General features: G+C 34.8%; 16 protein-coding genes. 4 read left to right on the forward strand and 12 right to left on the reverse strand.

The features are described from left to right. Positions 1–7: 7 nt before the first annotated feature. Both BUA98_RS04790 and BUA98_RS04795 read right to left on the reverse strand, forming a co-directional pair. Positions 8–2,056: an insulinase family protein gene (locus tag BUA98_RS04790; protein ID WP_072970446.1), complete on the reverse strand. Its 2,049-nt coding sequence runs from the start codon at positions 2,054–2,056 to the stop codon at positions 8–10. Between the two features lie 12 nt (positions 2,057–2,068). After that, complete coding sequence (locus BUA98_RS04795; protein WP_072970612.1) at positions 2,069–3,391, reverse strand: M16 family metallopeptidase; 1,323 nt, start codon at positions 3,389–3,391, stop codon at positions 2,069–2,071. Between the two features lie 272 nt (positions 3,392–3,663). On the opposite strand from BUA98_RS04795, the gene rplU reads away from it, so the two are divergent. Further along, complete coding sequence (gene rplU / locus BUA98_RS04800) at positions 3,664–4,107, forward strand: 50S ribosomal protein L21 (RefSeq protein WP_026983809.1); 444 nt, start codon at positions 3,664–3,666, stop codon at positions 4,105–4,107. A gap of 24 nt (positions 4,108–4,131) precedes the next feature. Then, a complete protein-coding gene (gene rpmA / locus BUA98_RS04805) occupies positions 4,132–4,392 on the forward strand; it encodes a 50S ribosomal protein L27 (protein ID WP_017497241.1) in 261 nt (86 codons plus the stop codon). A gap of 361 nt (positions 4,393–4,753) precedes the next feature. On the opposite strand, the gene BUA98_RS04810 is transcribed toward rpmA, so the two are convergent. Next, positions 4,754–7,510, reverse strand: coding sequence for an AsmA family protein (locus tag BUA98_RS04810; protein WP_072970447.1), 2,757 nt, complete (start codon positions 7,508–7,510; stop codon positions 4,754–4,756). 49 nt (positions 7,511–7,559) lie between these two features. Beyond that, on the reverse strand, positions 7,560–8,141 hold the full coding sequence (gene miaE, locus BUA98_RS04815; protein WP_072970448.1) for a MiaE family protein: 582 nt from the start codon (positions 8,139–8,141) through the stop codon (positions 7,560–7,562). 114 nt (positions 8,142–8,255) lie between these two features. Here miaE and BUA98_RS04820 point away from each other — a divergent pair, with 114 nt between their 5' ends. Then, a complete protein-coding gene (locus tag BUA98_RS04820) occupies positions 8,256–9,500 on the forward strand; it encodes a glycosyltransferase (RefSeq protein WP_072970449.1) in 1,245 nt (414 codons plus the stop codon). On the opposite strand, the gene BUA98_RS04825 is transcribed toward BUA98_RS04820, so the two are convergent. The 8 genes from BUA98_RS04825 to porU form a co-directional block, all read right to left on the reverse strand. Then, positions 9,497–10,375 (reverse strand): helix-turn-helix domain-containing protein, encoded by an 879-nt coding sequence (locus BUA98_RS04825; protein ID WP_072970450.1) that lies wholly within the window; start codon positions 10,373–10,375, stop codon positions 9,497–9,499. The genes BUA98_RS04820 and BUA98_RS04825 overlap by 4 nt on opposite strands. 77 nt (positions 10,376–10,452) lie before the next feature. Beyond that, on the reverse strand, positions 10,453–11,004 hold the full coding sequence (locus BUA98_RS04830; RefSeq protein ID WP_072970451.1) for a carboxymuconolactone decarboxylase family protein: 552 nt from the start codon (positions 11,002–11,004) through the stop codon (positions 10,453–10,455). A gap of 421 nt (positions 11,005–11,425) precedes the next feature. After that, positions 11,426–13,276, reverse strand: coding sequence for a hydrolase/aminopeptidase (locus BUA98_RS04835; RefSeq protein WP_072970452.1), 1,851 nt, complete (start codon positions 13,274–13,276; stop codon positions 11,426–11,428). Positions 13,277–13,388: 112 nt separating this feature from the next. After that, positions 13,389–15,038 carry a pyruvate dehydrogenase complex dihydrolipoamide acetyltransferase gene (locus tag BUA98_RS04840; protein ID WP_072970453.1) on the reverse strand — a complete coding sequence of 550 codons (1,650 nt, stop codon included), beginning with the start codon at positions 15,036–15,038 and terminating at the stop codon, positions 13,389–13,391. Positions 15,039–15,044: 6 nt separating this feature from the next. Beyond that, on the reverse strand, positions 15,045–16,043 hold the full coding sequence (pdhA, locus tag BUA98_RS04845) for a pyruvate dehydrogenase (acetyl-transferring) E1 component subunit alpha (protein ID WP_072970613.1): 999 nt from the start codon (positions 16,041–16,043) through the stop codon (positions 15,045–15,047). A gap of 157 nt (positions 16,044–16,200) precedes the next feature. Then, entirely contained in the window at positions 16,201–16,683 is a 483-nt protein-coding gene (cdd, locus tag BUA98_RS04850) for a cytidine deaminase (RefSeq protein ID WP_072970454.1), read from the reverse strand. Positions 16,684–16,759: 76 nt separating this feature from the next. Then, positions 16,760–17,962: a type IX secretion system outer membrane channel protein PorV gene (porV, locus tag BUA98_RS04855; protein ID WP_072970455.1), complete on the reverse strand. Its 1,203-nt coding sequence runs from the start codon at positions 17,960–17,962 to the stop codon at positions 16,760–16,762. A gap of 41 nt (positions 17,963–18,003) precedes the next feature. Further along, positions 18,004–21,840 carry a type IX secretion system sortase PorU gene (porU, locus tag BUA98_RS04860; RefSeq protein WP_072970456.1) on the reverse strand — a complete coding sequence of 1,279 codons (3,837 nt, stop codon included), beginning with the start codon at positions 21,838–21,840 and terminating at the stop codon, positions 18,004–18,006. A gap of 215 nt (positions 21,841–22,055) precedes the next feature. Between porU and gldJ the strand changes: the two genes are divergently transcribed. Next, positions 22,056–23,741, forward strand: a complete 1,686-nt coding sequence (gene gldJ / locus BUA98_RS04865; protein WP_072970457.1) for a gliding motility lipoprotein GldJ — start codon at positions 22,056–22,058, stop codon at positions 23,739–23,741. Positions 23,742–23,827: the final 86 nt, after the last annotated feature.

The raw sequence follows: 23,827 nt of genomic DNA on the forward strand, positions 1-23,827 counted from the left end.
CCTTTTTCTAAAGAAAATCTGCCTCAGAAACTCCTTCGTTTATCTTAATATCAGACATTTTAATATCCAATTCAAAACCAACATTCTGAATTAAATTAAAAGGAACTTTTACACCTTTTACTTCTTTATAATCATTGAAGTTTGTTATTTGGGTTGATGATTTTCCATCTTGCTCACGAACTTTGGATTCGGCTACTTTTAAACCTGATTTAACATCATAGAAATAAGTGGTTTTTCCGTCTTTTATAGCATAAGCATCGCTACCGTTAATTGGTTCGATTGCGTCAACTTTAAGATCAGTTCTTTTTTGTAATTGCAATTCTTCAAACGGAGCTGCATTGGCTTTCATTTCAATAAGATCATTGCCTTCAAGATTTTTGCGTTGTCCTTGTTGTTCGATATAAGCGCCTTTTTCATTTACCACTTGTTTCATTAAATTCATAGTTCCCATAGCAAGCGAAACCATCATTTTTCCTTTTGAATCTAACTTAGAGGTAAAAGTTAAAGGGCCTGGCGCTTGCGGAACAGTAGTTGTTCCGTTCATTGACAATGTTTTTACAGCTACAACTGCTTTTTCTCCTCCAATCGCTTTAATGTAATTTTCAAAAACTGTTTTTGCAGTAATTCCCGTTGGAGCTTCTTTTTTAGTAACTGGTTTTTCAACTGGATTTCCGTATTTATCAAAATAGTAAATCGGAATTTGAAGTTTTTCTAAGCCAGGAATCACATCAGAACCTTTACCGGCAATTATAATTCGCATATTATCCAAAAGGAAATATTTATTGGCTACACGGTAAATATCATCTGGTGTAACATTATTGATAGTCTGAATGTATTTTTCGTAGAAATCGGCCGGAAGTTTTTCGGTTTCGATGTTCAATGCGTAACGCGCAACAGCCTGAGGTTTTTCAACCTGCATTACAAAACGTCCAATGTAACCTGCTTTTACATTTTTTAAAACATCTTCAGAAACTTTTTGAGTTCTGATTCTTTTAATTTCTTCCACAAATTGTACAACAGCACTATCTGTCACAGTATTTCTAACGGCAGATGAAGCTTTGAATTTAGTTACATATTTTCCGCTTCCAATACTTGAACTTGCACCGTATGTCCAGGCGTGTTTTTCACGTAAATTCATGTTTAAATAACTATTGAAATCGCCACCTAAAATTTGATTTGCAATTACAGCTGGAAAAAAATCAGGATCGCTCATTTTTAAATTTACCGTATTTACCAATGAAATTTCAGATTGAACCGCATTTGGAACATCAACAAAATCAATTTGAAGTTTAGAAACATTTACAGGATCCGGATAAGTATTTTTTGGAGCAGCTTGTTTTTTCCAGCCTCCAAAAAGTTTTTCTACAGCTTCTTTTGTTTCTTTAAATTTAATGTCTCCAATAATTACTAAATAAGCATTTTCGGGAACAAAGTAAGTAGCGTAGTTTGCCTGAACATCTGCAAGGGTAACATTTTTTACTGTTTCCTCAGAAAGATATTCACCGGCAGGATGATTTTTTCCAAAAGCTAAAACATCGACAACACGATTAGCGATTGCAGGAACACTTTTTTCATCGGCTTTAAGGCCTTCTAATAATTTTGCTTTTTCTTTATCAAATTCGACCTGAGTAAAATTTGGCTGTAAAGCGCCTTCAGCCAAAAGTTCTAATAAACGTCCTGAATATTTTGAAAGTGCGCTTGCGTATGCGCCTTGTGAAGTAAAATTAATGTTAGCTCCGTAAAAGTCAATTTCTTCATTAAAAGCTTCTTTGGTGGTTTTTTTAGTACCGTTTCCAATTAAACTGCTGGTCAATTCGTCAACACCTTTTTTGCTTCCTTCCGTGAAAGGAGCGTTGTCTAAAGTAAGATTGAAACTTACCCTTGGAAGTTTATGATTTTCAACCACGAGAACTTTCATGCCGTTTGCCAAAACAAAAGTTTGCGGTTTTTTGATGTTGACTACTGGCGAATTGCCTGGTTTTGGTTGTGGACGATCTTGTGCTTGCATAATTCCAGTTAGGAATAAAAGGATTAAAACTGTATGTATTTTTTTCATGATTTGGCGCTCTTAATTTTGAACTTTTGTTGAGGGAACGTACTCTAAAACTAAACGTTGGTTCGGATTTAGATACTTTTTAGCAACTTCTCTGATTTCTTCTCTTGTAATAGAATGGTACAAATCAATTTCTGTATTGATCAGATTTACATCCCCATAAAGTAGGTAATAAGAAGCGAGGTTTTCAGCAATTCCTTCAACGGTTGCATTTGCATTTATAAAGTTGTTATCGAATTTATTCTGCAATTTTTCATAGTTTTTTTCAGAAATCAAGTCCGTTTGGATTTTTACAATTTCTTCATCCATTTCTTTTAAAATGTCGGCCATTGTATAAGTTCCCATTGGTAGGCCGTATAATATGTACATGCCATAGTCTTCCTGGCTAAAACCTACAGCACCAATTTGAAGCGCCATTTTTTTATCATCAACTATTTTTTTGTACAATTTCGAACTTTTTCCATCACTCAAATAAGAAGAGATCAGATCTAGAACTCTTGCATCTCTGGTTTTCATTGATGGAGTTCTGTAAGAGGCGACTACCATCGGAATCTGAATATTTGGATCTTCGTAAGTTGCTTTTATGGTTTTATTGATAGGCTCTTCAGTAAAAGTTTGTTTTTTAACCACTTCGCCTTTCGGAATTGGACCAAAATATTTCTGAATCCATTCTTTTGTTTTTGTTTTATCAAAATCTCCCGCAACTACTAAAACCGCATTATTTGGCGTATAGAATTTTTTATTGAAAGCCTGAAATTCTTCTAAAGTTGCGGCATCCAAATCTTTCATAGAACCGATAGTAGTCCAGCGATAAGGATGATTTTTGAACATATTCTCTTTAACAACAGGTAAAATGTTTCCATAAGGCTGATTGTCGTAGCGCATTCTTTTTTCTTCCTTAACAACTTCGTTCTGAGTGTCTACGCCGATTTTATTGATAATTGGATGCATTAATCTTTCAGATTCCATCCATAAACCCAATTCTAAGCTGTTTGATGGAAAAACTTCGTAATAATAAGTTCTGTCATCAGATGTATTGGCATTGTTAACTCCGCCATTTGCAGTAACAATTTTCATCCATTCACCACGTTTTATATTTTGGGTTCCTTCAAATAACAAATGTTCAAAAAAGTGTGCAAAACCTGTTCGGTCAGGGCGTTCGTCTTTTGAGCCAACATGATACATTACCGACGTAATGACAACAGGGGCTGAAGGATCGTTATGCAAAATTACATGCATACCGTTATCCAGATTATATTCTTCAAAAGCTACTTTTTGAGCATGAGCAACTCCGCCGAGCATTAGTGCAGCACTTAACATCATTATTGAATTTTTCATAGAGATTAATAATTTATATTTACCTAAATAATAGGTAGCCAAGACTTGTTTATAGTTACATCAAAAATAAGTTTTTTTAATTATGAATCGGAGATCTTTCTCTATTTTGATTATACTTTAACAGTCTTTTACTTTAAAAATGTTTTTTTATATGGCTAAAACGCCTTGAAAAACAGACTTTAAGGTTAAATAAATATTTTTGAAATAAGAGATTGCACAGTAAATTATTAATTGTATATTTGCAACCTTAAAAATCAATAAATCAATTTGGTATGTATGCAATCGTAGAGATAGCAGGGCAACAATTTAAAGTAAGCAAAGACTTAAAGGTTTATGTTAACCGTTTGGCTAACGAAGAAGGTTCAAGTATTTCATTTGACAAAGTTCTTTTATTAGACGATAACGGAAGCGTAACTTTAGGCGCCCCAGCTATAGAAGGTGCTTCAGTAGAAGCTAAAGTGTTACAACACTTAAAAGGAGATAAAGTAATCGTTTTCAAAAAGAAAAGAAGAAAAGGTTACAAAAAGAGAAATGGTCACAGACAATATCTTACTCAAATTGTAATTGAAGGTATTACTGCAGCAGGTGGAACTAAAAAAGCAGCGGCTAAAAAAGCGGTTGTAGCAGAAGATGCTCCGGCAACTGAAGTTGAAGCAGCTCCAAAAGCAAAAAAAGCAGCAGCTCCAAAAGCAAAAAAAGAAGCTACTAAAGAATAATAACAATATTTAAACTCATACGTCATGGCTCACAAGAAAGGTGTCGGTAGTTCGAAGAATGGTAGAGAATCAGAATCAAAACGTTTAGGCGTTAAGATTTTTGGTGGACAAGCTGCTATTGCTGGGAACATCATCGTTAGACAAAGAGGTTCAAAACATAATCCAGGTGAGAACGTTTACATCAGTAAAGATCACACACTACACGCAAGAGTAGCTGGAGTTGTTAAGTTCCAAAAGAAAAAAGATAACAAATCTTATGTATCTATTCTTCCATTCGAAGCATAATCATTAGATTACTTATTATAAAAAACCCGTTCTGAAAAGATCGGGTTTTTTGTTTTACTATAAAATTGAAATTGATTTATCGGCGTATATAAACTAATAAACGGTAAAAATTATTCCTTTAGTATAGAAGGCAGTATATAATCTAATATAATTTTATCAGCTTGAGGATGTCCATATGGTTTGTTATACGCTTTTTAGGTAATAATAACTACCAACGGCAGATCATTAAAAATTATAAATTCATTTCCTCCATTAATATATTTAGAAAAAAAACCTGCTCACAATGAACAGGTTTCTAATATTAGAATTTTTATATTCCAAAAAATAAAAGATTGGAATTTGGAATTTAGAGATTGGAATTTTATTCTTCGGTATCTTTTGTTTCTTCCAAATCCTGAGATTTTCGTCCCACTTTTATTTTTGGATTATCTTGCGTTCCGGTAACGGTTAACGGAATTCCAAAAATTCCTAATGGAGGAAGTCCTAAACGCATTTTTAAGTTCAATTTTCCATCTAAACTTGTTGTGCCTTCAATTCTTGGTCTAAAGCCGGCAAACTTAAATTTAAAACGTTCCACCGTCATGATGTTGTTTTTGATTGTTGTTTTAATGTCAACTTTAGAAAGATCTGGATTTTTCATTGCCTCAGAACTTGTTTCCTTGCTTACGGCATTAAACATTTTTAACCCTCTAACTTTTACGTCTTTTACAGAAAGTGTTCCGCCACCGGTTAATGATGGATAAACGGGTTCCATATTTCCGTTTAAGCGACCTTTTAATTGATAATCCAGAGAAACAATACCTTGTGCTTTTTCAGCGGCACTGGCCATTTTTCTGAAAACTTCTATTTCATTATAAGCTCGTTTAATATCAAAATCAGAAGCCTTAATATTGTAGTCGAAATTTGCTTTTTGAGTCGTCACCGCTTGATAATTGGCATTCATAACCACATTGCATCCTATTAAATTGAATCCTGTATTCTGCATGCTCAACTTGCCTTTGTTCATGTTTAGGTTTCCAGTAGCATTTTGAAGAATCAATTTATCGAAATATACTTTTTGTGCATTTGCTATCAATTGTAAATTCAAATTAGACGGAATGATGATAACTCCCGTTTGTTTTGCTTCTGTTGGAGCTGGAGTTTCTGTTTTTGTTTGTGTAACGGATGTGTTTGCCGGTGTGCTCGACATGAATTCATCTATGTTTATATATCTTGCCGTAACTTTAAAAGAGCCTCTTAAAACTCCTGTATTTGTTGTTGCATAGTTAAAAACATTTTGCAGGTAACCATTCATTCTGAAATCAGATTGACCGTAAGCAGCCAGAAAGTTATTGAACGACATTTTATCCTGATTGATTTTGAAAATCCCTTCTTTAATGATGAATTTCTTTGGAAGATATTCAGACGTAATACCAATATTTCTCAGTTCAAGAGTTCCTTTGTTGTGTAATTTGCTGTAGTTTCCTTTCTCTGCATCACTCTGTTTTCCTTTCAAAACCAAATCCGCTTTTACAAAACCATCTAAATCCAGTCCTTTTTGAGAGAAAACTTTGTAGATTTTGTTGACGTCTAATTCTCCTTTTGCTTTGATATCATAAGTTAAATCATCAAAGTTGCTTAAATCAGCTTCTACGAAAACCGGTTTTCCTTCAAATGTAAATTGAGTTGGCTTTAAGCTTACTTTCAAATCATCAAAAGTTCCTTTGTTGTTTTCAATTTTAGATTTAATGGTAATATTTGTAATTGGATTTGGATAATAAGGTGTTTTTAAATAACCATTTTCTAAATCAATACTTCCTTTTGTAACTGGAAAAAGTCTGTTTTTAGCGTCAAATTTCCCGTTTGTTTTTATATCTCCAACTAAATTTCCTTTTAACTCTATATCTGGAATTCCAAGTGCTTTCATTAATTTTTCAAGATCAATTTGAGCCTTAAACACTCCATTAATATCTGGTGTGTTTACGCCTTGTATGTGAAATTTAGATTTTAAATAATCTTTATTTATGTTTAAAGACAAATTTTTCGCGTCAACGATTACAAGATCAGGATTTAAAGAAGGAACTTTTGTTTTTAAATCCAGATATAAGTTTGAAACGGGAAAAGCACTTTTATTATAATTCACAAACCCACTATCAATTTTGACGTCTAAATTCAGATCTGGTGCTATTTTTTGCGAAGCAATATAGTTCCCTTTTAAAGTCAAAAGTAAGTTGGTGTTTCCTTTTAATTCAGTTTTAGAGAGCCAGGTTACATATTTTGGAGGGAAAGCTGTAAATACATCATTCAAGTGGCTGTTAGTTGATTTTATGACAAAATCCATATTGTACCCATCTTTCAGAAAGTCAAATTTCCCTTTAAAATCAACTAAAAGCTGATTAATTTTAAGGTTGTTTTGTTGGAAGAAGAAGGATAACGAATTTACATTTACTTTAGTGATCAAATCGGCATCTACTTTTTTGTTCATTAAATAAGGTTCGCCTTCGTAAATAATATTTAATTTTTCAATTTTAGCGACAGAGTATAAATCGAAAACGGCCTTATCTAAATTTCCTTTTCCTTTATAATTAAATCCTAATGCATCAAAATGAACTTTGGTTGATTGATCATCGTAAATTATTTTACTGTTTAGAATCTCAATTCGTTCCAGTTTCAAGGCTGTTTCCGTGCTGTCTTTTGGGTTTGAAGCTTGGGATGAAGATTTGTAAATGTTGTAATTTGCTTCTCCGTTTGCATTGACTTTTACATTAATAAAAGAATCAGATAAGTATATTTGGTCAATTTTTACTGTTTTACTAAAAACTAAACTGGCAACATTTATTCCAAAAGAAATCTCTTTTGCAGTAATGAATTTCTCATTTTTGTAGGGAGCTGATCCGTTAAGATTCAGATCGCTTAAAGTTAAAGTTAATGAAGGAAAATGATGAAAAAAGGAAACGGAAACATCTGAATAATTCAGTTCAGCGCTTAGTTTTTCGTTTGCAGTTTTTTTAATCTGTTCTTTAATGGTGTCCGCAAAAATTATGGGTAGCAAGAAAAGTAATCCTAAGATAACGACGAAAGTTATTCCAAAATATTTAGCTATTTTTAATAAAACGGATTTCTTTTTACTTGCTGTCATAACAAATGGAGGTATTTAAATAATAAGATAAGATTCGAATAAATAATAATTATCCGTGAACTGTTTCGTTTTTTCCGTAATTCGAAATGATCGAGCCTTCATATTCTATCCACTCTTTCCAACGCTTATCAACATCAACATTATCAGCATACTTTCTTGCAAAACCTAAAAATGTAGTATAATGTCCAGCTTCAGAAATCATTAAATCACGATAGAATTTGGCTAATTCTTCATCTTTTATATTTTCAGAAAGTACTTTAAAACGCTCACAGCTTCGAGCCTCAATCATTGCCGAAAACAATAAACGATCGCAAAGTGCGTCTTTTCGGCTTCCATCTTTCTTCATGAATTTAAAAAGCTCATTTACATAATGATCTTTTCTTTCGCGCCCCAGCGTAAGTCCTCTTTTCTTAATAATGTCGTGAACCATCTGCAAATGCTCTAATTCTTCTCTTGCAATTACAAGCATTTCTGTTACTAATTCCTCTAATTCAGAATTATAAGTAACTAAACTTATTGCGTTTGAAGCTGCTTTCTGCTCGCACCAGGCATGATCCGTCAAAATTTCTTCGATATTCGATTCGACTATATTTACCCAACGAGGGTCTGTAGCTAATTTTAATCCTAACATAATTTTATAGAAAAAAGTATTCTGCAAAATTAGTGTTTTTTTATGACCGAAAGTCAGCAAATATGGTGCAAATCCGCGTAAAATAGTATTATTTTGTAACTTGAAACAAATAAAATGAATCAGATAAAAAAACTTTTAATTATAGGTTTTGTGTGGCCCGAACCAAATTCGTCTGCGGCTGGTGGAAGAATGATGCAATTGATTTCTATTTTTAAGCAAAATGGATTTGAAATTACATTTGCAAGTCCGGCGTTAGATAGTGATTTTATGGTTGATTTATCTGAGTTTGGAGTAGAGAAAAAATCAATTGAATTAAATAATTCCAGTTTTGATGATTTTGTAATCGAATTAAATCCGGATGTTGTTTTGTTTGATCGTTTTATGATTGAAGAGCAATTTGGCTGGCGTGTGGCTGAAAATTGTCCAAAAGCGATTCGATTATTAGATACTGAAGATTTACATTGTTTAAGAACTGCAAGACAAAAAGCTTTCAAAGAAAACAGAACTTTTACGTTAAATGATTTATTGTCAGAAGAAGTAGCAAAACGTGAAATTGCCAGTATTTTAAGATGCGATCTCTCTTTTATTATTTCCGAATTTGAAATGAAAGTTTTGAAAGAGGTTTTTAAAATTGATTCGGATTTATTGTATTATTTGCCGTTTCTGGTCTATGAAATGTCCGATCTGGATCTTTTAAAATTACCTTTATTTGAAGAACGCAAGAATTTTGTTTTCATCGGAAATTTTCTTCACGAACCTAATTGGAATACGGTTCAGCACTTAAAAGAATCGATTTGGCCTTTGATCAAAAAACAATTTTCAGAAGCTGTTTTAGAGGTCTATGGCGCTTATCCTTCGCAAAAAGTGTTGCAATTGCATCAGCCTAAAAATGGTTTTTTTATTATGGGAAGAGCAGCAGATGCAAATGAAGTGGTGAAAAATGCCAGAATAGTTTTGGCACCGATTCGTTTTGGAGCGGGCTTAAAAGGAAAATTATTAGAAGCTATGCAATGCGGAACTCCAAGTATAACTACAACAATTGGTTCTGAGGCAATGTATGCGAATTTACCCTGGAATGGTTTTATTTCAGATGATATTGAAACATTTGCGAAAAAAGCGGTTGAATTATATCATGATGAAAATTTGTGGAAACAAGCTCAAAAAAATGGAGTTGCAATCGTGAATGAATGTTATCAGTTAAGCAAATATTCAACTGCTTTAATAACAAAAATTAATTCACTGTTGAATGATTCTGAAAGTCACCGTCTGCAAAATTTTATGGGAAGTTTATTGCAGCATCATACCTTAAAAAGTACTAAATACATGGCAAAATGGATAGAAGCTAAGAACAAAAATTAGTCTGCCATTTTTCCAAATCCCACCGTTTCTCTGTATAATTGTGGTGATACATCAGCATTGGTTTTAAAAAATCGGCTGAAATAATGTTCGTCATCGTAACCTAATTCGTAAGCGATTTCTTTTACCGTTTTGTTGGTCATGTACAATTCTCTTTTGGCTTCAATAATAATTCTCTCGGCAATCAAATCGGTTAGTGTTTTGTTGAAATAGTTTTTCGATATTTTAGCTAAGGCTTTCGCCGAAATATTCAGCATGTCAGCATAATTACCAGCAGAATGTTTGGTTTTGAAGTTGTCTTCAATGGCGTCTTTTAAGTTTTGAAGAATAAAAGGTTCTTTAGAATTTGGAACCGATTTCATTTCTTCTAACTGCTGATTTTTTAATCGGGAAGCTGTAATCAAAAAGATTTTCAAATAAGAAACCAAAGATTCATATTGCGCCAAATCAGTATTTTGAATTTCCGTTTTCATCTGATCTAAAACCATTTTAAAAGTAGAAGAAGCTTCGTCTGTAATTTTAACAAATGGCGGCTGATACACATTATTAAATAAAACGCCACTGCAGGAAACCTCTTTTTGATGCATGTGAATGCAATAAAAATCGGGATGAAAGTGAATTGCAATTCCTTCAATTGGTTCGCTTACACAAAGCATAAAAGGTTGGTAAGGCGAGAAGGCGAGGAGGGAGTTTTCCTCAAAATGATGTTCGGCAAAATCGGCTTTTACCTTTCCTTTTCCTTTGGTAACCCAAATTAAAGAGAAAAAATTATTGCGTTGCAAATGATCGAAATGGCTGTTGTCTCCAAAAGGAAGCAATTTGAAAGCCAGATTTCCGGTTCGCGGGTTTATTAATGTAAAAACATTCTGATTGTTCATAATCAATGACATTTTTAAAATATAAAGATAGTCATGAAAGAATTCACGACTATCTTTATAGCTTGTTTTTTGTTGAATTAGTTTTGTAATTCTAAACTTGGAACTGTTGGGAAATCAATTTCTGTATTGGCTGTATTGTTGAAATAGTTGGTTAAAACATTCAAAGCAACGTGAGCAACGGTTTCTGCAAGTTCAGCGTCTGAGACTCCTGCAATTTTCAATGTATCTACATCTTCATTATTTACTAATCCGCCTTTACTTATTAATGTTTTGGCAAATTGAAGAATCGCTTCTGTTTTTGCATCGGCAGAACTTCCTGTTCTTGCATCTTGTAAAACTTGTGCGTCAGTTTTTAATAGTTTTCCTCCAATGAAAGTGTGAGCGGCAACACAGTAATCACATGAGTTGCTTTCTGAAACTGCCAATGCGATTAATTCTCCTGTTCTCGCACTCAATTTTCCGTGGCTCAAAGCACCGCTTAGATTTAAATATCCTTCAAGTACTGCTGGAGAATTTCCCATTGTTCTCATCATGTTCGGAACAACTCCTAGTTTAGCTTGTACAGCGTTGAATAAATCTTTTGTTTTTCCTGTTACTTCTTCTGGGTTTAATGCTGTTAATCGTGTCATTTTATTTAATTTTTTATGTTGTTATTTATTTGTTGTCTTTTGACATTACAAAGGTGCGACGATTACAGATTTTAGAACATGGAGAATTAACGCTATGTGATGGACAATTTTCCCTTGTTGTTTTTTTAGGAGCTAATCCCGCTATCCGTTCCAATCTTTTGCGGCGAACCCCGCCACAAAAGGATTTCCACTTCTATCGGGGCTAGGGCAATCATTTTCATAACAATGTTTTCGTTTAGTTTGTTATTTCGGCACAAGGAGAAATCGCATCCAGTATTCGATAAAGATTGACGATTTTAGCCACGGAGTTTCTAATGTGATTTCTCCTTCGTCGAAAAGGGCAAATGGGAACAAAAAAATCCCCGAATTATCTAGATAATTCGGGGATTTAAATTGCAAACTGTAAACCGTGACTGAAAAACTATTTCAATAAACCTTCAACAGCCTGAACAGTTGTTGCATGATATCCAGATTTTGCTTTTTCAAAAATCTGTTTGGCCCAGGTTTTTCCTTCTGGAGTTTTTACTAATTCTTTATAAAGTGACATTAAAGAACCTGTTCGGCTCGTTGCAATCATAAATTGTTCGATTGCTGGATAAGCTGTTTTATATTGGTGACGAATCGCCTGAATGAACCATTGACGTTTGATAACGAAGTTTCCGTTTTTAGTAAAACTGAATTCATTATCAATTGCAGTCATTTCCTCAACAGAAATATCAGCAGGTAAATAATCTATAAAATGCTGTTTTTCTGTAGTTGATTTTATCTTCTCACTTAATCCTTTAACACCGGTCGTTCTCCAGTTTTTCTGAATATTATCAATTGCAGTAAAATCTTCCGAAGAAACGGCAGTAATATTTGATGGAACTCCTGGTTTGTAAATCCAATCGTCTAATTTGATTTTATCAGCTAAAGCTTTGTCATCTTTAATCAGATTTTCTTTTAAGTATTTTACAAAGTCTTCTGTTGTAATAGATTGAAAAGCATGCGCATCAAAATAGTTTTTAATAAACGGATCGAACTTTTCGCGACCAACAGCCGCTTCGATTACTTTTAAGAAGTTATATCCTTTTACATACGGAATTTGACTAATTCCATCATCTGGATTTCTGTTAGTAAGGCTTACTTTCAATCTTGTATCAGGATTTGTTGCGCCATATTCTGCTATATTATCGTCCAAATCTTTACGGGTTAAAACATTTTGCATTTCAGCTTCTTTTTTGCCGAAAATTTCTTCTCCAATTCGGTGTTCAACATAAGTGGTGAAGCCTTCATTTAACCAAATATCATCCCAGGTTGCATTGGTAACTAAGTTTCCGCTCCAGCTGTGGCCTAATTCGTGAGCTAACAAACTTGTTAAGGAACGATCGCCTGCAATTACGCCCGGAGTTAAGAAAGTCAGGTTTGGATTTTCCATTCCGCCGTAAGGGAAACTCGGAGGTAAAACCAAAACATCATAACGTCCCCAACGGTATGGGCCGTATAATTTTTCGGCTGCACCAACCATTTTTCCTAATTCAGCAAACTCCCAGGCTGCTTTTTTTAGTAAAGAAGGTTCTGCATAAACGCCTGTTCTATTATCTATTGCTTGAAATTCAATATCTCCAACGGCAATAGCCATCAAATAAGACGGAATTGCTTTGTCTTGTTTAAAAGTATAAATTCCGGTATCGTTCTTTTTCTGAGGATTTACTGAAGCACTCATAACAGCCATTAAATCTTTAGGAACCATAACTTTTGCATTATAAGTAAAACGAATTCCCGGCGAATCCTGACACGGAATCCAGGTGCGTGACCAAATACTTTCTCCCTGAGAGAAAACGAAAGGACTCTTTTTATCCGCAGTTTGTTGTGGATTTAACCATTGTAAGGCTACAGCATCTTTTGTTGTGCTGTAGTAAATGTTTACTTTGGTAGTGTTTGGTTCAATAGTAATATGAAGCGGTTTTCCGTGAAATTCAACTGCCGTACCCAATTCAAATTTGGTTTCCTTTTCGTCATCTCCTAAAGTTACTTTGGTAATGTTTAATGTATTCTCATCGAAGATAATTTCATTTCCTTTACTTACATTGTCAATTGTCCACGAAGCTTTTCCTGAAATAGTTTGCGTATCAAAATCAACTTTGATGTCGAGATCTAAATGTTTTACTACAGCAAGTTCTGGTTTAGCGAAAGTGTGTTCGTCTGCAACAACTGCTGGTTTTTCGGTTTGATCTTTTTTCTGGCAGGCAATTGCTGTCAGGAATAAAGTTACAAGGATTAGTTTTTTCATTTTATGAAGTATTGAATTTTGAGGATGAAATTAAATAAAAAATCCCGTTTTGAATAAACAAAACGGGATTTAATTATCAATTACCTTCGACTTCGCTCAGGTTGACAAAGATTTATGCCAACATTGTAACCGGGCTTTCGATGTATTGTTTTAATGTTTGTAAGAACTGAGCACCAGTTGCACCATCAATTGTTCTGTGGTCACACGCTAATGATAACATCATTGTGTTTCCAACTACAATCTGACCGTTTTTAACTACTGGTTTCTCAACAATTGCACCTACAGAAAGGATAGCAGAGTTTGGTTGGTTGATAATTGAATTGAATTCAGTGATACCAAACATTCCAAGGTTAGATACTGTAAAAGTACTTCCTTCCATTTCTTGTGGTCCTAATTTTTTGTTTTTAGCTCTTCCTGCAAGATCTCTTACTGAAGCACCAATTTGAGATAAACTCATAGCATCTGTAAATTTCAATACAGGAACTACTAATCCGTCTTCAACTGCAACGGCAACACCAATATTAACATGGTGGTTGATGATGATAGCATCTTCTTTCCATTGAGAGTTAATTTTTGGATGTTTTTTCAAGGCTAAAGCACAAGCTTTAATTACCATATCGTTGAAAGATACTTTTGTATCAGGAACAGTATTGATTGTCGCTCTTGCTGCCATTGCGTCGTCCATGCTTACTTCGATCACTAAGTTATAGTGAGGCGCAGTAAATAATGATTCAGCAAGACGTTTTGCGATAATTTTACGCATTTGAGAGTTTTTGATCTCTTCTGTGAAAACTTCTCCAGCAGGAACAAATACTTTTGGTGCAGCAGGAGCAGCGGCTTCTTGTGGTTTAGCAGCAGAAGTTGCGGCAGGCTGAGCTTGCGCAGATGGAGTAAAGTTTTCGATATCGCTTTTTACGATACGTCCGTTTTCTCCAGAACCTTTAACCTGAGTTAATTGGATTCCTTTATCAGAAGCGATTTTTTTAGCTAAAGGTGAAGCTAAAATTCTTCCTCCATTTGATGAAGTTTCAGCAACAGCTTCAGTAGCTTTTTCAGCAGCAGGAGCAGCTTTTTCTTCAGTTGCAGGAGCGCTTGCAGGTGCAGCACCTCCGGCAGTATAATTTTCGGCAATCCCGGAAATGTCAGTTCCAGCAGGCCCAATGATAGCTAATAAGCTGTCAACAGGAGCTGTATTTCCTTCCTGAATTCCGATGTATAATAATGTTCCGGCATTGAAAGACTCAAACTCCATAGTGGCTTTGTCAGTTTCAATTTCGGCTAAGATATCTCCTTCGGCAACAGCATCACCTACTTTTTTCAACCAGGTTGCTACAGTTCCTTCAGTCATTGTATCACTCAAACGAGGCATAGTTACAACTATGACACCTTTTGGTAATTCAGTTGCAGCTTTTGCAGGAGCAGCAGTTTCAGTTTTTGCTTCAGCAGGAGCTTCTTTAGTTTCAGCTTTTGGTGCTTCAGCGGCAGGAGCGTCACCACCAGACAATAAAGCTGAAATGTCTTCTCCTTCGTTTCCGATAATTGCTAATAATGAATCAACTGGAGCAGTTTCTCCGGCTTGAATTCCAATATGTAAAAGAGTTCCTTCGTTAAAAGATTCGAACTCCATTGTTGCTTTGTCTGTTTCAATTTCAGCAAGGATATCTCCTTCGCTAATTTTGTCGCCTACTTTTTTTAACCAAGTCGCTACCGTTCCTTCCGTCATAGTATCGCTCAAACGAGGCATTGTTACTTTTATCGCCATAATATATTATAGTTTATGAGGTGTGAATGGATAGTCTTCTTGTGCGTATACTACATCGTATAATTGTTGTAAATCAGGGTATGGAGATTCTTCAGCGAATTTCACACACTCTTCAACCAAGTCTTTAACTCTTTGGTCAATTACTTCAATTTCTTCTTCTGTAGCATATTTTTGATCCATAATTACATCTAAAACCTGAGTAATTGGGTCAATTTTTTTGTACTCTTCAACCTCTTCTTTAGAACGGTATAATTGTGCATCAGACATAGAGTGTCCTCTGTAACGGTACGTTTTCATTTCAAGGAAAGTTGGTCCGTCTCCACGACGAGCTCTTTCAATTGCTTCTGTCATTGCTTCAGCAACTTTTACAGGATTCATTCCGTCAACTGGTCCGCAAGGCATTTCGTATCCTAAACCAAGTTTCCAGATATCAGTATGGTTTGCAGTTCTTTCAACAGAAGTTCCCATTGCATAACCGTTGTTTTCAACGATAAATACAACTGGAAGTTTCCATAGCATAGCCATGTTGAAAGCTTCATGTAATGAACCTTGTCTTGCAGCTCCATCACCAAAGTAAGTCATGGTAACACCGCCAGTTTCAAAATACTTATCAGCAAAAGCTAAACCAGCTCCTACCGGAATTTGTCCACCTACGATTCCGTGACCTCCGTAAAAACGGTGTTCTTTAGAGAAAATGTGCATAGAACCTCCCATACCTTTAGAAGTTCCTGTTGCTTTTCCTAAAAGTTCAGCCATTACACGTCTAGGATCAACTCCCATACCAATTGGCTGTACGTGATTTCTGTAAGCAGTAATCATTTTGTCTTTGGTCAAATCCATAGCGTGCAAAGCGCCCGCTAATACAGCTTCCTGACCATTATATAAGTGTAGAAAACCTCTAACTTTTTGTTGAATGTATAGTGCTGCAAGTTTGTCTTCAAACTTTCTCCAAAGCAGCATGTCTTCGTACCACTTTAAATATACTTCTTTTGTAACTTCTTTCATCTGAATTCTTTCTTTTGCTAAAGTTGTTTGTGTTATCAATTGTTGCCTATAACGCAAAATAGTTTCCTCCCACAAATTTGCGCCCGAAAGGTCGGGATGCAAAAATAAGACATTAGATTTAAGAACTAAAATTTAAACGCTACTTTTTGGCTTTTTTTTACAAGAACTTTTTATCAAACATAAATGGAAGCAAATTTTTTAGGGATGCTGATTTGTAAACTTCACCTATTTCGCCCATAAAATAGATTTCTATAGGGGTTTCTTGTTTGATTTCATATTCTGCAATTGACTGACGGCAAGAACCACAAGGTGGAATCGGAGCTTTTGTCTGATTGTTATCTGAAGCGGCTGTAATTGCCATTTTTAAGATTTTAGCTTCGGGATAAACACTTCCTGCGTGAAAGATGGCTACGCGTTCTGCGCATAATCCTGAAGGATACGCTGCGTTTTCCTGATTTGATCCTAAAATTATTTTTCCATTATCTAAAAGTAATGCAGCGCCAACTCTAAATTGAGAATAGGGAGCATAGGCTTTTTTACGAATTTCAACAGCCTGATTCATTAAATCCTGAATTTCTGTAGAAAGTTCTTTTAGGTTATCATATACTTCAAATGATGATGTAACACTTATTTCTTTCATTGTTTTTATGGGAAAAAAAATCCAAATTCCTAAAAAATAGAAATTTGGATTGTTATTGTTTTTTTATTTTATCTCTTTAATAAGTTTCGTATTTGTCGCCAAAGTTAAACGTTAAAGAAAAACGAAGTGTGTTTTCTAACGGATTTTTAACTTTTGATGTTGAGAATAAATAAGAAACATCGATTTTTACAATATTGTATTTGAAGCCAGCTCCTAGTGAAAAGAATTGTCTCGCTCCCTTTTCAGGGCTCTCATGAAAATAACCGGCACGAACTGCAAAAGCATCCTGATACATGTATTCTCCGGAAACGCTATAGGTAACTTCTTTTAATTCTTCACTAAAACCGTCTGGTGCATCAGTAAAAGATTTAAAAATACCTTCAACCCATCCTATGTCATTATAATTATTGTAATTAATAGTATTCGCTTGTTCTTGCGAAATGTCACCTGGATCAGTAAAATCACCATCTCCATTAGCATCTACTGGAGTTCCAGGCCCCGGAGGAGTAGGAACTAATAATTTGGTAAATTCGACACTAAGGTTTACTTTGTTATAATCGTCTAAAATAAAATCAAAACCTCCGCCAAGTCTTAAATTAGCTGGTAAAAAGTTAGCACTTATGTCATCATTGTCATAGCTGATTTTTGGTCCCAGATTTTGCATATTAAAACCTGCTCTCCATCTTCCGTTAAAATCAGTGTAGGCAATTTCTTCTGATTGATAAAATCCGGCAACATCTACTGCGAAAGATCCTGCGGCAGAAGCATCAACATCTTCTGAAGCAATTTTTAAATTGGAGCGAATATATCTCCCTGCAACAGCCATGGAGAATTTTTCACTTAATTTCAAAGAATAGGAACCGTCTAAAGCAAATTCATTCGGTGATACTATACGTGCGGCCTCATTTGGATCTCCAGTTGTTCTTAATTCAATATCTCCAAATCCAAAATAACGAAAGCTTCCTGCAAAGGCACTTTTGTCGTTGATTTTGTTGTAGTACGTTAACTGACCAAGTGAAATATCGTTGGCCAAATCGGTTAAATAAGGAGTATAACTGATCGATAGACCTTGCTTGTCTTCTGAAAAAGCATATTTTGCGGGATTCCATTGCTGAGAAAAGGCGTCAGCAGAAGTTGCTACACCCTGATCTGCCAAACCTGCTGCTCTGGCGTCAGCGGCTACTAGCAAAAAAGGAACTCCGGTGGTAATTGCTCGTTCTTGTGCTTTTGCGTATGAAATAATTAAAAAGCAAATTAGTAAAAGTGATATTTTTTTCATTTATGGGAATAATGGTATTTATTGTACAAATATATATATTATTATAAGATGACAAGCTTTTCGTATTTTTCTGCCTTTTTATTTGTTAAATTAGATTTAACTGTAAGCTTGTAAATGTAAACTCCCTTTCCGATTCGGTCTCCAAAATCGTCTTTTCCGTCCCATGTTATCTCTCTAGATAAAAAACCCTCAGTAGTAATGATTTGATTTTTTGTCCATACTACTTTTCCAGTTATGGTCATTACCTGGACCTGAACATCTAAAGGTTCGTAAGGTCTGTTGTGTGAAAACCAGAACTGAGTGTAGGTTGAAAACGGATTTGGGTAATTAAGAACATGCGTTAATGTCAATGATTCATCTCCCACTACGACAAATTGTATTTCACTTGTTACCGGATTGTTGTAAACATCCCAGGCTGTAAAACTTATCGTATGCATTCCCGGTGCTAAATCTCGTAATGGAAAACGTAGATTTCCGTTGGTGTAATCGTCTAATTTTGTTTGATAATAATCATTCAAAATATACGGATTGCTTACATCTCCATCTAAAATTGCAACAATATCATGACCAATTCCACTGGCAGTATTTATTCCATTTTCATCTTCTAATAGCGCCAAAAGAAATGGGGAGCTATTTGTAATACCACCCGAAACAAAAGTTTCGTCGTTCATATATAACTTCACTTTTGGACTAATATTGTCCTGAGGTGCATTTTCATTTATTCCTCCTATTTTAATTACGCTGCTATAGCCCGATTGGTTTTCTAAAAGCTGATTTTTTTTCGAATAAAAGCTGATTTTTCCATAGTCGACAGCGATCCTAATATCCCTTGGAACAACAAAACTAAATTCAAACTGACCGTTGCTTACAGTTGCGTTTCCTCTAAAAATAGTCTCACCAAGAGTTTTAAATGACATTGCAGGACTATATCCATCGTTATTTAAGGTTGAAGTTGTGATTAATTTATCGAAAATCGCAGTGGCTAATTCACCATTATAATTGCTTAATAAAGTGTTGTTTTCATCGGTGATTTCGCCTGATATTTTAATTTTTGACAACGATTTGAGGTCTGGAATTGGTTGTGAGATCACAACATCATTTACTTTTGTTAAATTTATTCTCGGTTTCGGAATTGCTAACATCAAAGCAGGATCTCCAATATAAAAAATCACATTACTAGAATAACTTGGGTTTTCGTTTTTTGAAATTCGCAGTGCTTCAGCAATTGTCGTGTATTGGTTTGAGCCGTAGGAAAGCAGGTTTTTACTTAAATTATCATTGAAGTTTTCGGCATTAAACTGACCGATTGCACGAATGGTAGTTAGCATAGAAATTGCACCTCCTTTTGGATTCCAAAAAGTATATTCGCCGGCCGTTGGTCTTGTTGGATCATCAAATCTGGAAAATTCACATGTAATAGTTATAAATAAGGGATATTTATATTGATTATTTAAGTTTTGACCATCTGATTTTTCCCAAATTCTTTCACTCGCCAAACCATCTTCACCGCCATGCCCTAAATAATTAAATACTAAAGCTCCTTTTTCAAAAGCATCAAAAAAATCACTTCTTGCTTTCGGGTATCTTGATCCTCCTGCGGAAGCTTCTTGTGTATAGGAGTCCAGAATAATTTTATCTATATTAAAAAATGGTTTTTCCGTTGCGATATTGTCGGCTAAACTGTTTTGACGGGACTGTAAAGAAGCATCTGAGCTCTGGTCTGAGTCATCACTTACCAAAACAAAATTATTTCTCCAGTTTCCATACGATTTTGTATCATGGTACTCCAACACTTTATTGACCATTTCTCCAGCCTGAGCATTGTCTGAAACAAGCATTCTTCCAACGGCTATGTCAATGCCACCAAAAAACGAGATTACGTTTCCTTCGTCCGGATCCATAAGTCCGTAAAAATCATCAGAGGCAAACGAAGATTCTCCAATTGTGTTACTATTTAAGGAGTGATATATAGGTACAACATTGGTGTTGTTCGAAATTCGGTCTTTATAATCATAGGAGGCGTCGCCAAAAAGATTTACGTATTTTATTCTTTTTTCTGGAGCAGATGCATTTTCGTAAATGTATTTAATGCAATTTCGAATGGCAGCAATATCCTGCTTTCCAGAAGAAAACTCCTGATAGATATTTTCTAGTACTATTACTTTTGTGTTCAAATTAGAATAGGAGCGATGAAAATTAGCTAGTTTTTCGGCTTGGGAAACTAATGATTTGGGCGTAATGATAATATAGTCTATATCCTGAAAGCTATTTTGTGTGTTTTTAAATAGGGTTCCTTTTAAATTTTGATTGGCAATTTTTGATTGGCTTTCTTTTAAAGGAGTAAAATAATCGGCCGGATCAAGGGCGATATATTTTCGTATTTCTCCTAAAGAAGCTTTGAAACTAAAAGTAGTCTGATTGGCGTTTTCTATTTTTGATACATTATATAGGTCTGTAACGTCCCAGATTTGAGAAATTCCTATAGCGTTTCCAATAGTATAATTTACGATTCCAGCTGTAGAGCCAGCTAAATCGTATTGAAACTTAAATTGTTTTCCGGTTCCCAGAAGTTTTCTTTTCGCAATTATATTAATATAATCCAGGTATCCTTTCGATCCCGGAACACCGTTGTTATTGTAAGTAAGTTTTATTTTTACGCTTTCGGCTCCGGTAAACGAAGTGTTTGCAGGCAGTTTTCCGGTATAAAATTTGGTTTCTGAACTTTGTACCAAGGCATTGAAGTTAATGGTGCCGATATTTTGTCCGTTAGCTGTAATTGCAAATGAAGTAGGGGTGTAAGCGGCTGAAGCGGTGTTGACTTCAATTTTTAATGGCACTGAGGTTTCGAGGTTTGGAAATGCGAATGTAAATTCCTGTTCCTGATTAATATCAAATGATTCTCCGAACCACTGACGTCCTAAGTGTGCAATGTTTGTTTGGTCAACTTCGTGAAATTGATAGTCATCAAACGTGTTTAGTTCAAGTGTTGTATTTGCAGAAGGTTGATTCAGGTTAGGAATTCTTTTACCATCGCCACCACTTACGGTTATATAATAATAAGATTTGGTGTCAAATAAATTGAGGTTTGTCTGGTTTTCGGAGCTCCAGTTGTCAGTTCCTTCGGCATAAAAAAGTATATAATCCTCATTGTTGAAAATGCCATCGGATTCGCCAACAATTTGAATAGCATTCTCGGTTAAATCATCTGGGTAATAAGTATTGTTCGTTAAAGGAAGCATTCTGCCTCCATTTCCATAGATTTTAATTCTTTTTGGGTCGGTTTTAGAAGCGTCAAATCCCAAACTTTGTAAAAAAGCTTTTGAAATTTTATAAACACCTGATTTTTCGACATAAAAACGATACCAGTCTCCACTTGCTAATATAGAATTTTGAATGGCATTTGATTTTTGTGTGATAGAAGTAGTACTGTTTTTGGATGTGCTATTGTTTAAATTATATGAGAATGACCGAATACGTCTAATACTATTTCCTTCTTTGATAAGAGGAGAAAGAGAAAGAAAAAGTTGTCTTTTGTCTCTTGATGAAGCGATTTTTAACGTTTCATTTGGTTTTGTCGGGATATTTTCAAGAGATAAATCACCTAAGTCAGATAATAAGACCGATTCATAAATAATGTTGGAAATTTGAACAGATGAAGAGTTGGAATAATCCGTTTGGTTCAAATTGAGTAGTAAGGCGATGCTTTTTTTTGAATTATCATACCTGAAACTGTTGCCTGAAAAATAGGGTATGGTTATTTTTAAATCTCCAAAACTCATTTCTTTTTTAGTTTTCCAATCTATTGTGAAGTCCCCATTTATTTGGGAAAATACCAAAATTGGAAAAAGAAAAAGAGATAAGATTAGGCGCTGTTTCATAAGTTGAAAACTAGATATTATTTTTAAATTATTTTACTAAGTAAAAATATAGTATTTCATGTTACAGTAAATAATAAAAAGTATATTTTTGCGTTCGTAACTATAGGTTATTTTCTGGTAAAAAAAACAGTGAAATAAAATTATTAGAACAGATGTTGCTAATTAAATGTTAATTATTATATTGCAGCACCTAAATTTATCACCTAAGAATGAGTATGAAAGTAAACAAAATTGTAGCCTTGCAATTAATGATGTCAATGGTATTGATGTTGGGCACGGCTAGTTGTAGCAAAAAATCGAGTTCCAGTCACGCTTCTCGAGCAACAGGTTGGGACGTAGATAGTCAGAATGGAACTTCTGCCAGAAATGCAGGGAAAAAACAACAGGCTGGTCCTGGTTTAGTTTTTGTTGAAGGAGGTACATTTACTATGGGTAAAGTACAGGATGATGTTATGCACGATTGGAATAACACGCCGACTCAACAACACGTTCAATCATTCTACATGGATGAAACTGAAGTTACGAACGGTATGTACTTAGAATACCTGGAGTGGTTGAAGAAAGTTTTTCCTCCAACAGAAGAAAATTACAAGAATATTTACGAGGGAGCATCGCCAGATACTTTAGTATGGAGAAATCGTCTTGGATATAATGAAACGATGACTAATAACTACTTAAGACACCCTTCATATGCAAACTATCCTGTAGTTGGTGTAAACTGGATTCAGGCAGTTGAATTTAGTAAATGGAGAACAGACCGTGTAAACGAAGCTGTTCTTGAAAAAGACGGGTATCTTAAAAAAGGTGCTAAAACGCAAGACGTTAGTGCTGAAAGTTTATTCAATACAGAAGCTTATCTTGCTTCTCCATCAACAACTTATGGTGGAAATGAAGAATTGGTTTTAAAGAAAAATCCTAGCGGTAAAAGACCTAAAGCTGGAAAAGATGGTGTAGTTCCGGAAGAGAAAAATGTGTATGCACAACGTTCTTCAGGTGTTATTTTACCTGAGTACAGACTTCCTACTGAAGCAGAATGGGAGTATGCAGCTGCGGCAGATGTAGGACAAAGAGAATATAATATCTACAAAGGACAAAAGAAATATCCTTGGTCTGGAGATTATACACGTTCATCAAAACGTAAAAACAAAGGAGATCAATTGGCTAACTTTAAACAAGGAAACGGTGATTACGGTGGAATTGCAGGTTGGTCTGATGATGGAGCTGATATTACAAACTCTGTAAAAAGTTATGCGCCAAATGATTTCGGATTATACGATATGGCTGGTAACGTTGCAGAATGGGTAGCCGATGTTTACAGACCTATTATTGATAATGAAGCAAATGATTTTAACTACTATAGAGGAAATCAATATGCTAAAAACAAAATTGGTAAAGACGGTAAAATTGAAATCGTTTCAACAGCTAACATTAAATATGATACTTTAAGTAACGGTAAAGTTGTAGCAAGAAATCTTCCAGGAGAAATTGCTCAGGTTCCGGTTGATGAACAAGAAACATATTTGAGAACAAATTTCAGCACAAGCGACAATGTTAATTATAGAGATGGTGATAAACAATCTTCTAGATATTTTGACTTTGGAGATTCTGAGTCAGGGCCAAAAGCAGATCAAACAATGTATAATTCTCCTAAACATAATATCACTACTGATAGTTTAGGTCAGATGACTAGAAAATATGATAACTCAAGTAAGCGTACTACTTTGATCGATGATAAAGTAAGAGTTTACAAAGGTGGTTCTTGGAGAGACAGAGCGTATTGGTTAGATCCGGCTCAAAGAAGATATTTCCCTCAGGATATGGCAACTGATTACATTGGATTCAGATGTGCAATGTCTAGAGTAGGTTCAAAAGCTGAAAAAAGAAAATCACCTAGAAACTAAGTTTTTTAGAATTCAATAACACAAATTCCAAATTCCAAAAGCTGAACATTTCAGTATGGAATTTGGAATTTTTTGTATTTATTTTT

It is taken from the genome of Flavobacterium saccharophilum, from assembly GCF_900142735.1.
Taxonomy (GTDB): Bacteria; Bacteroidota; Bacteroidia; order Flavobacteriales; family Flavobacteriaceae; genus Flavobacterium; species Flavobacterium saccharophilum.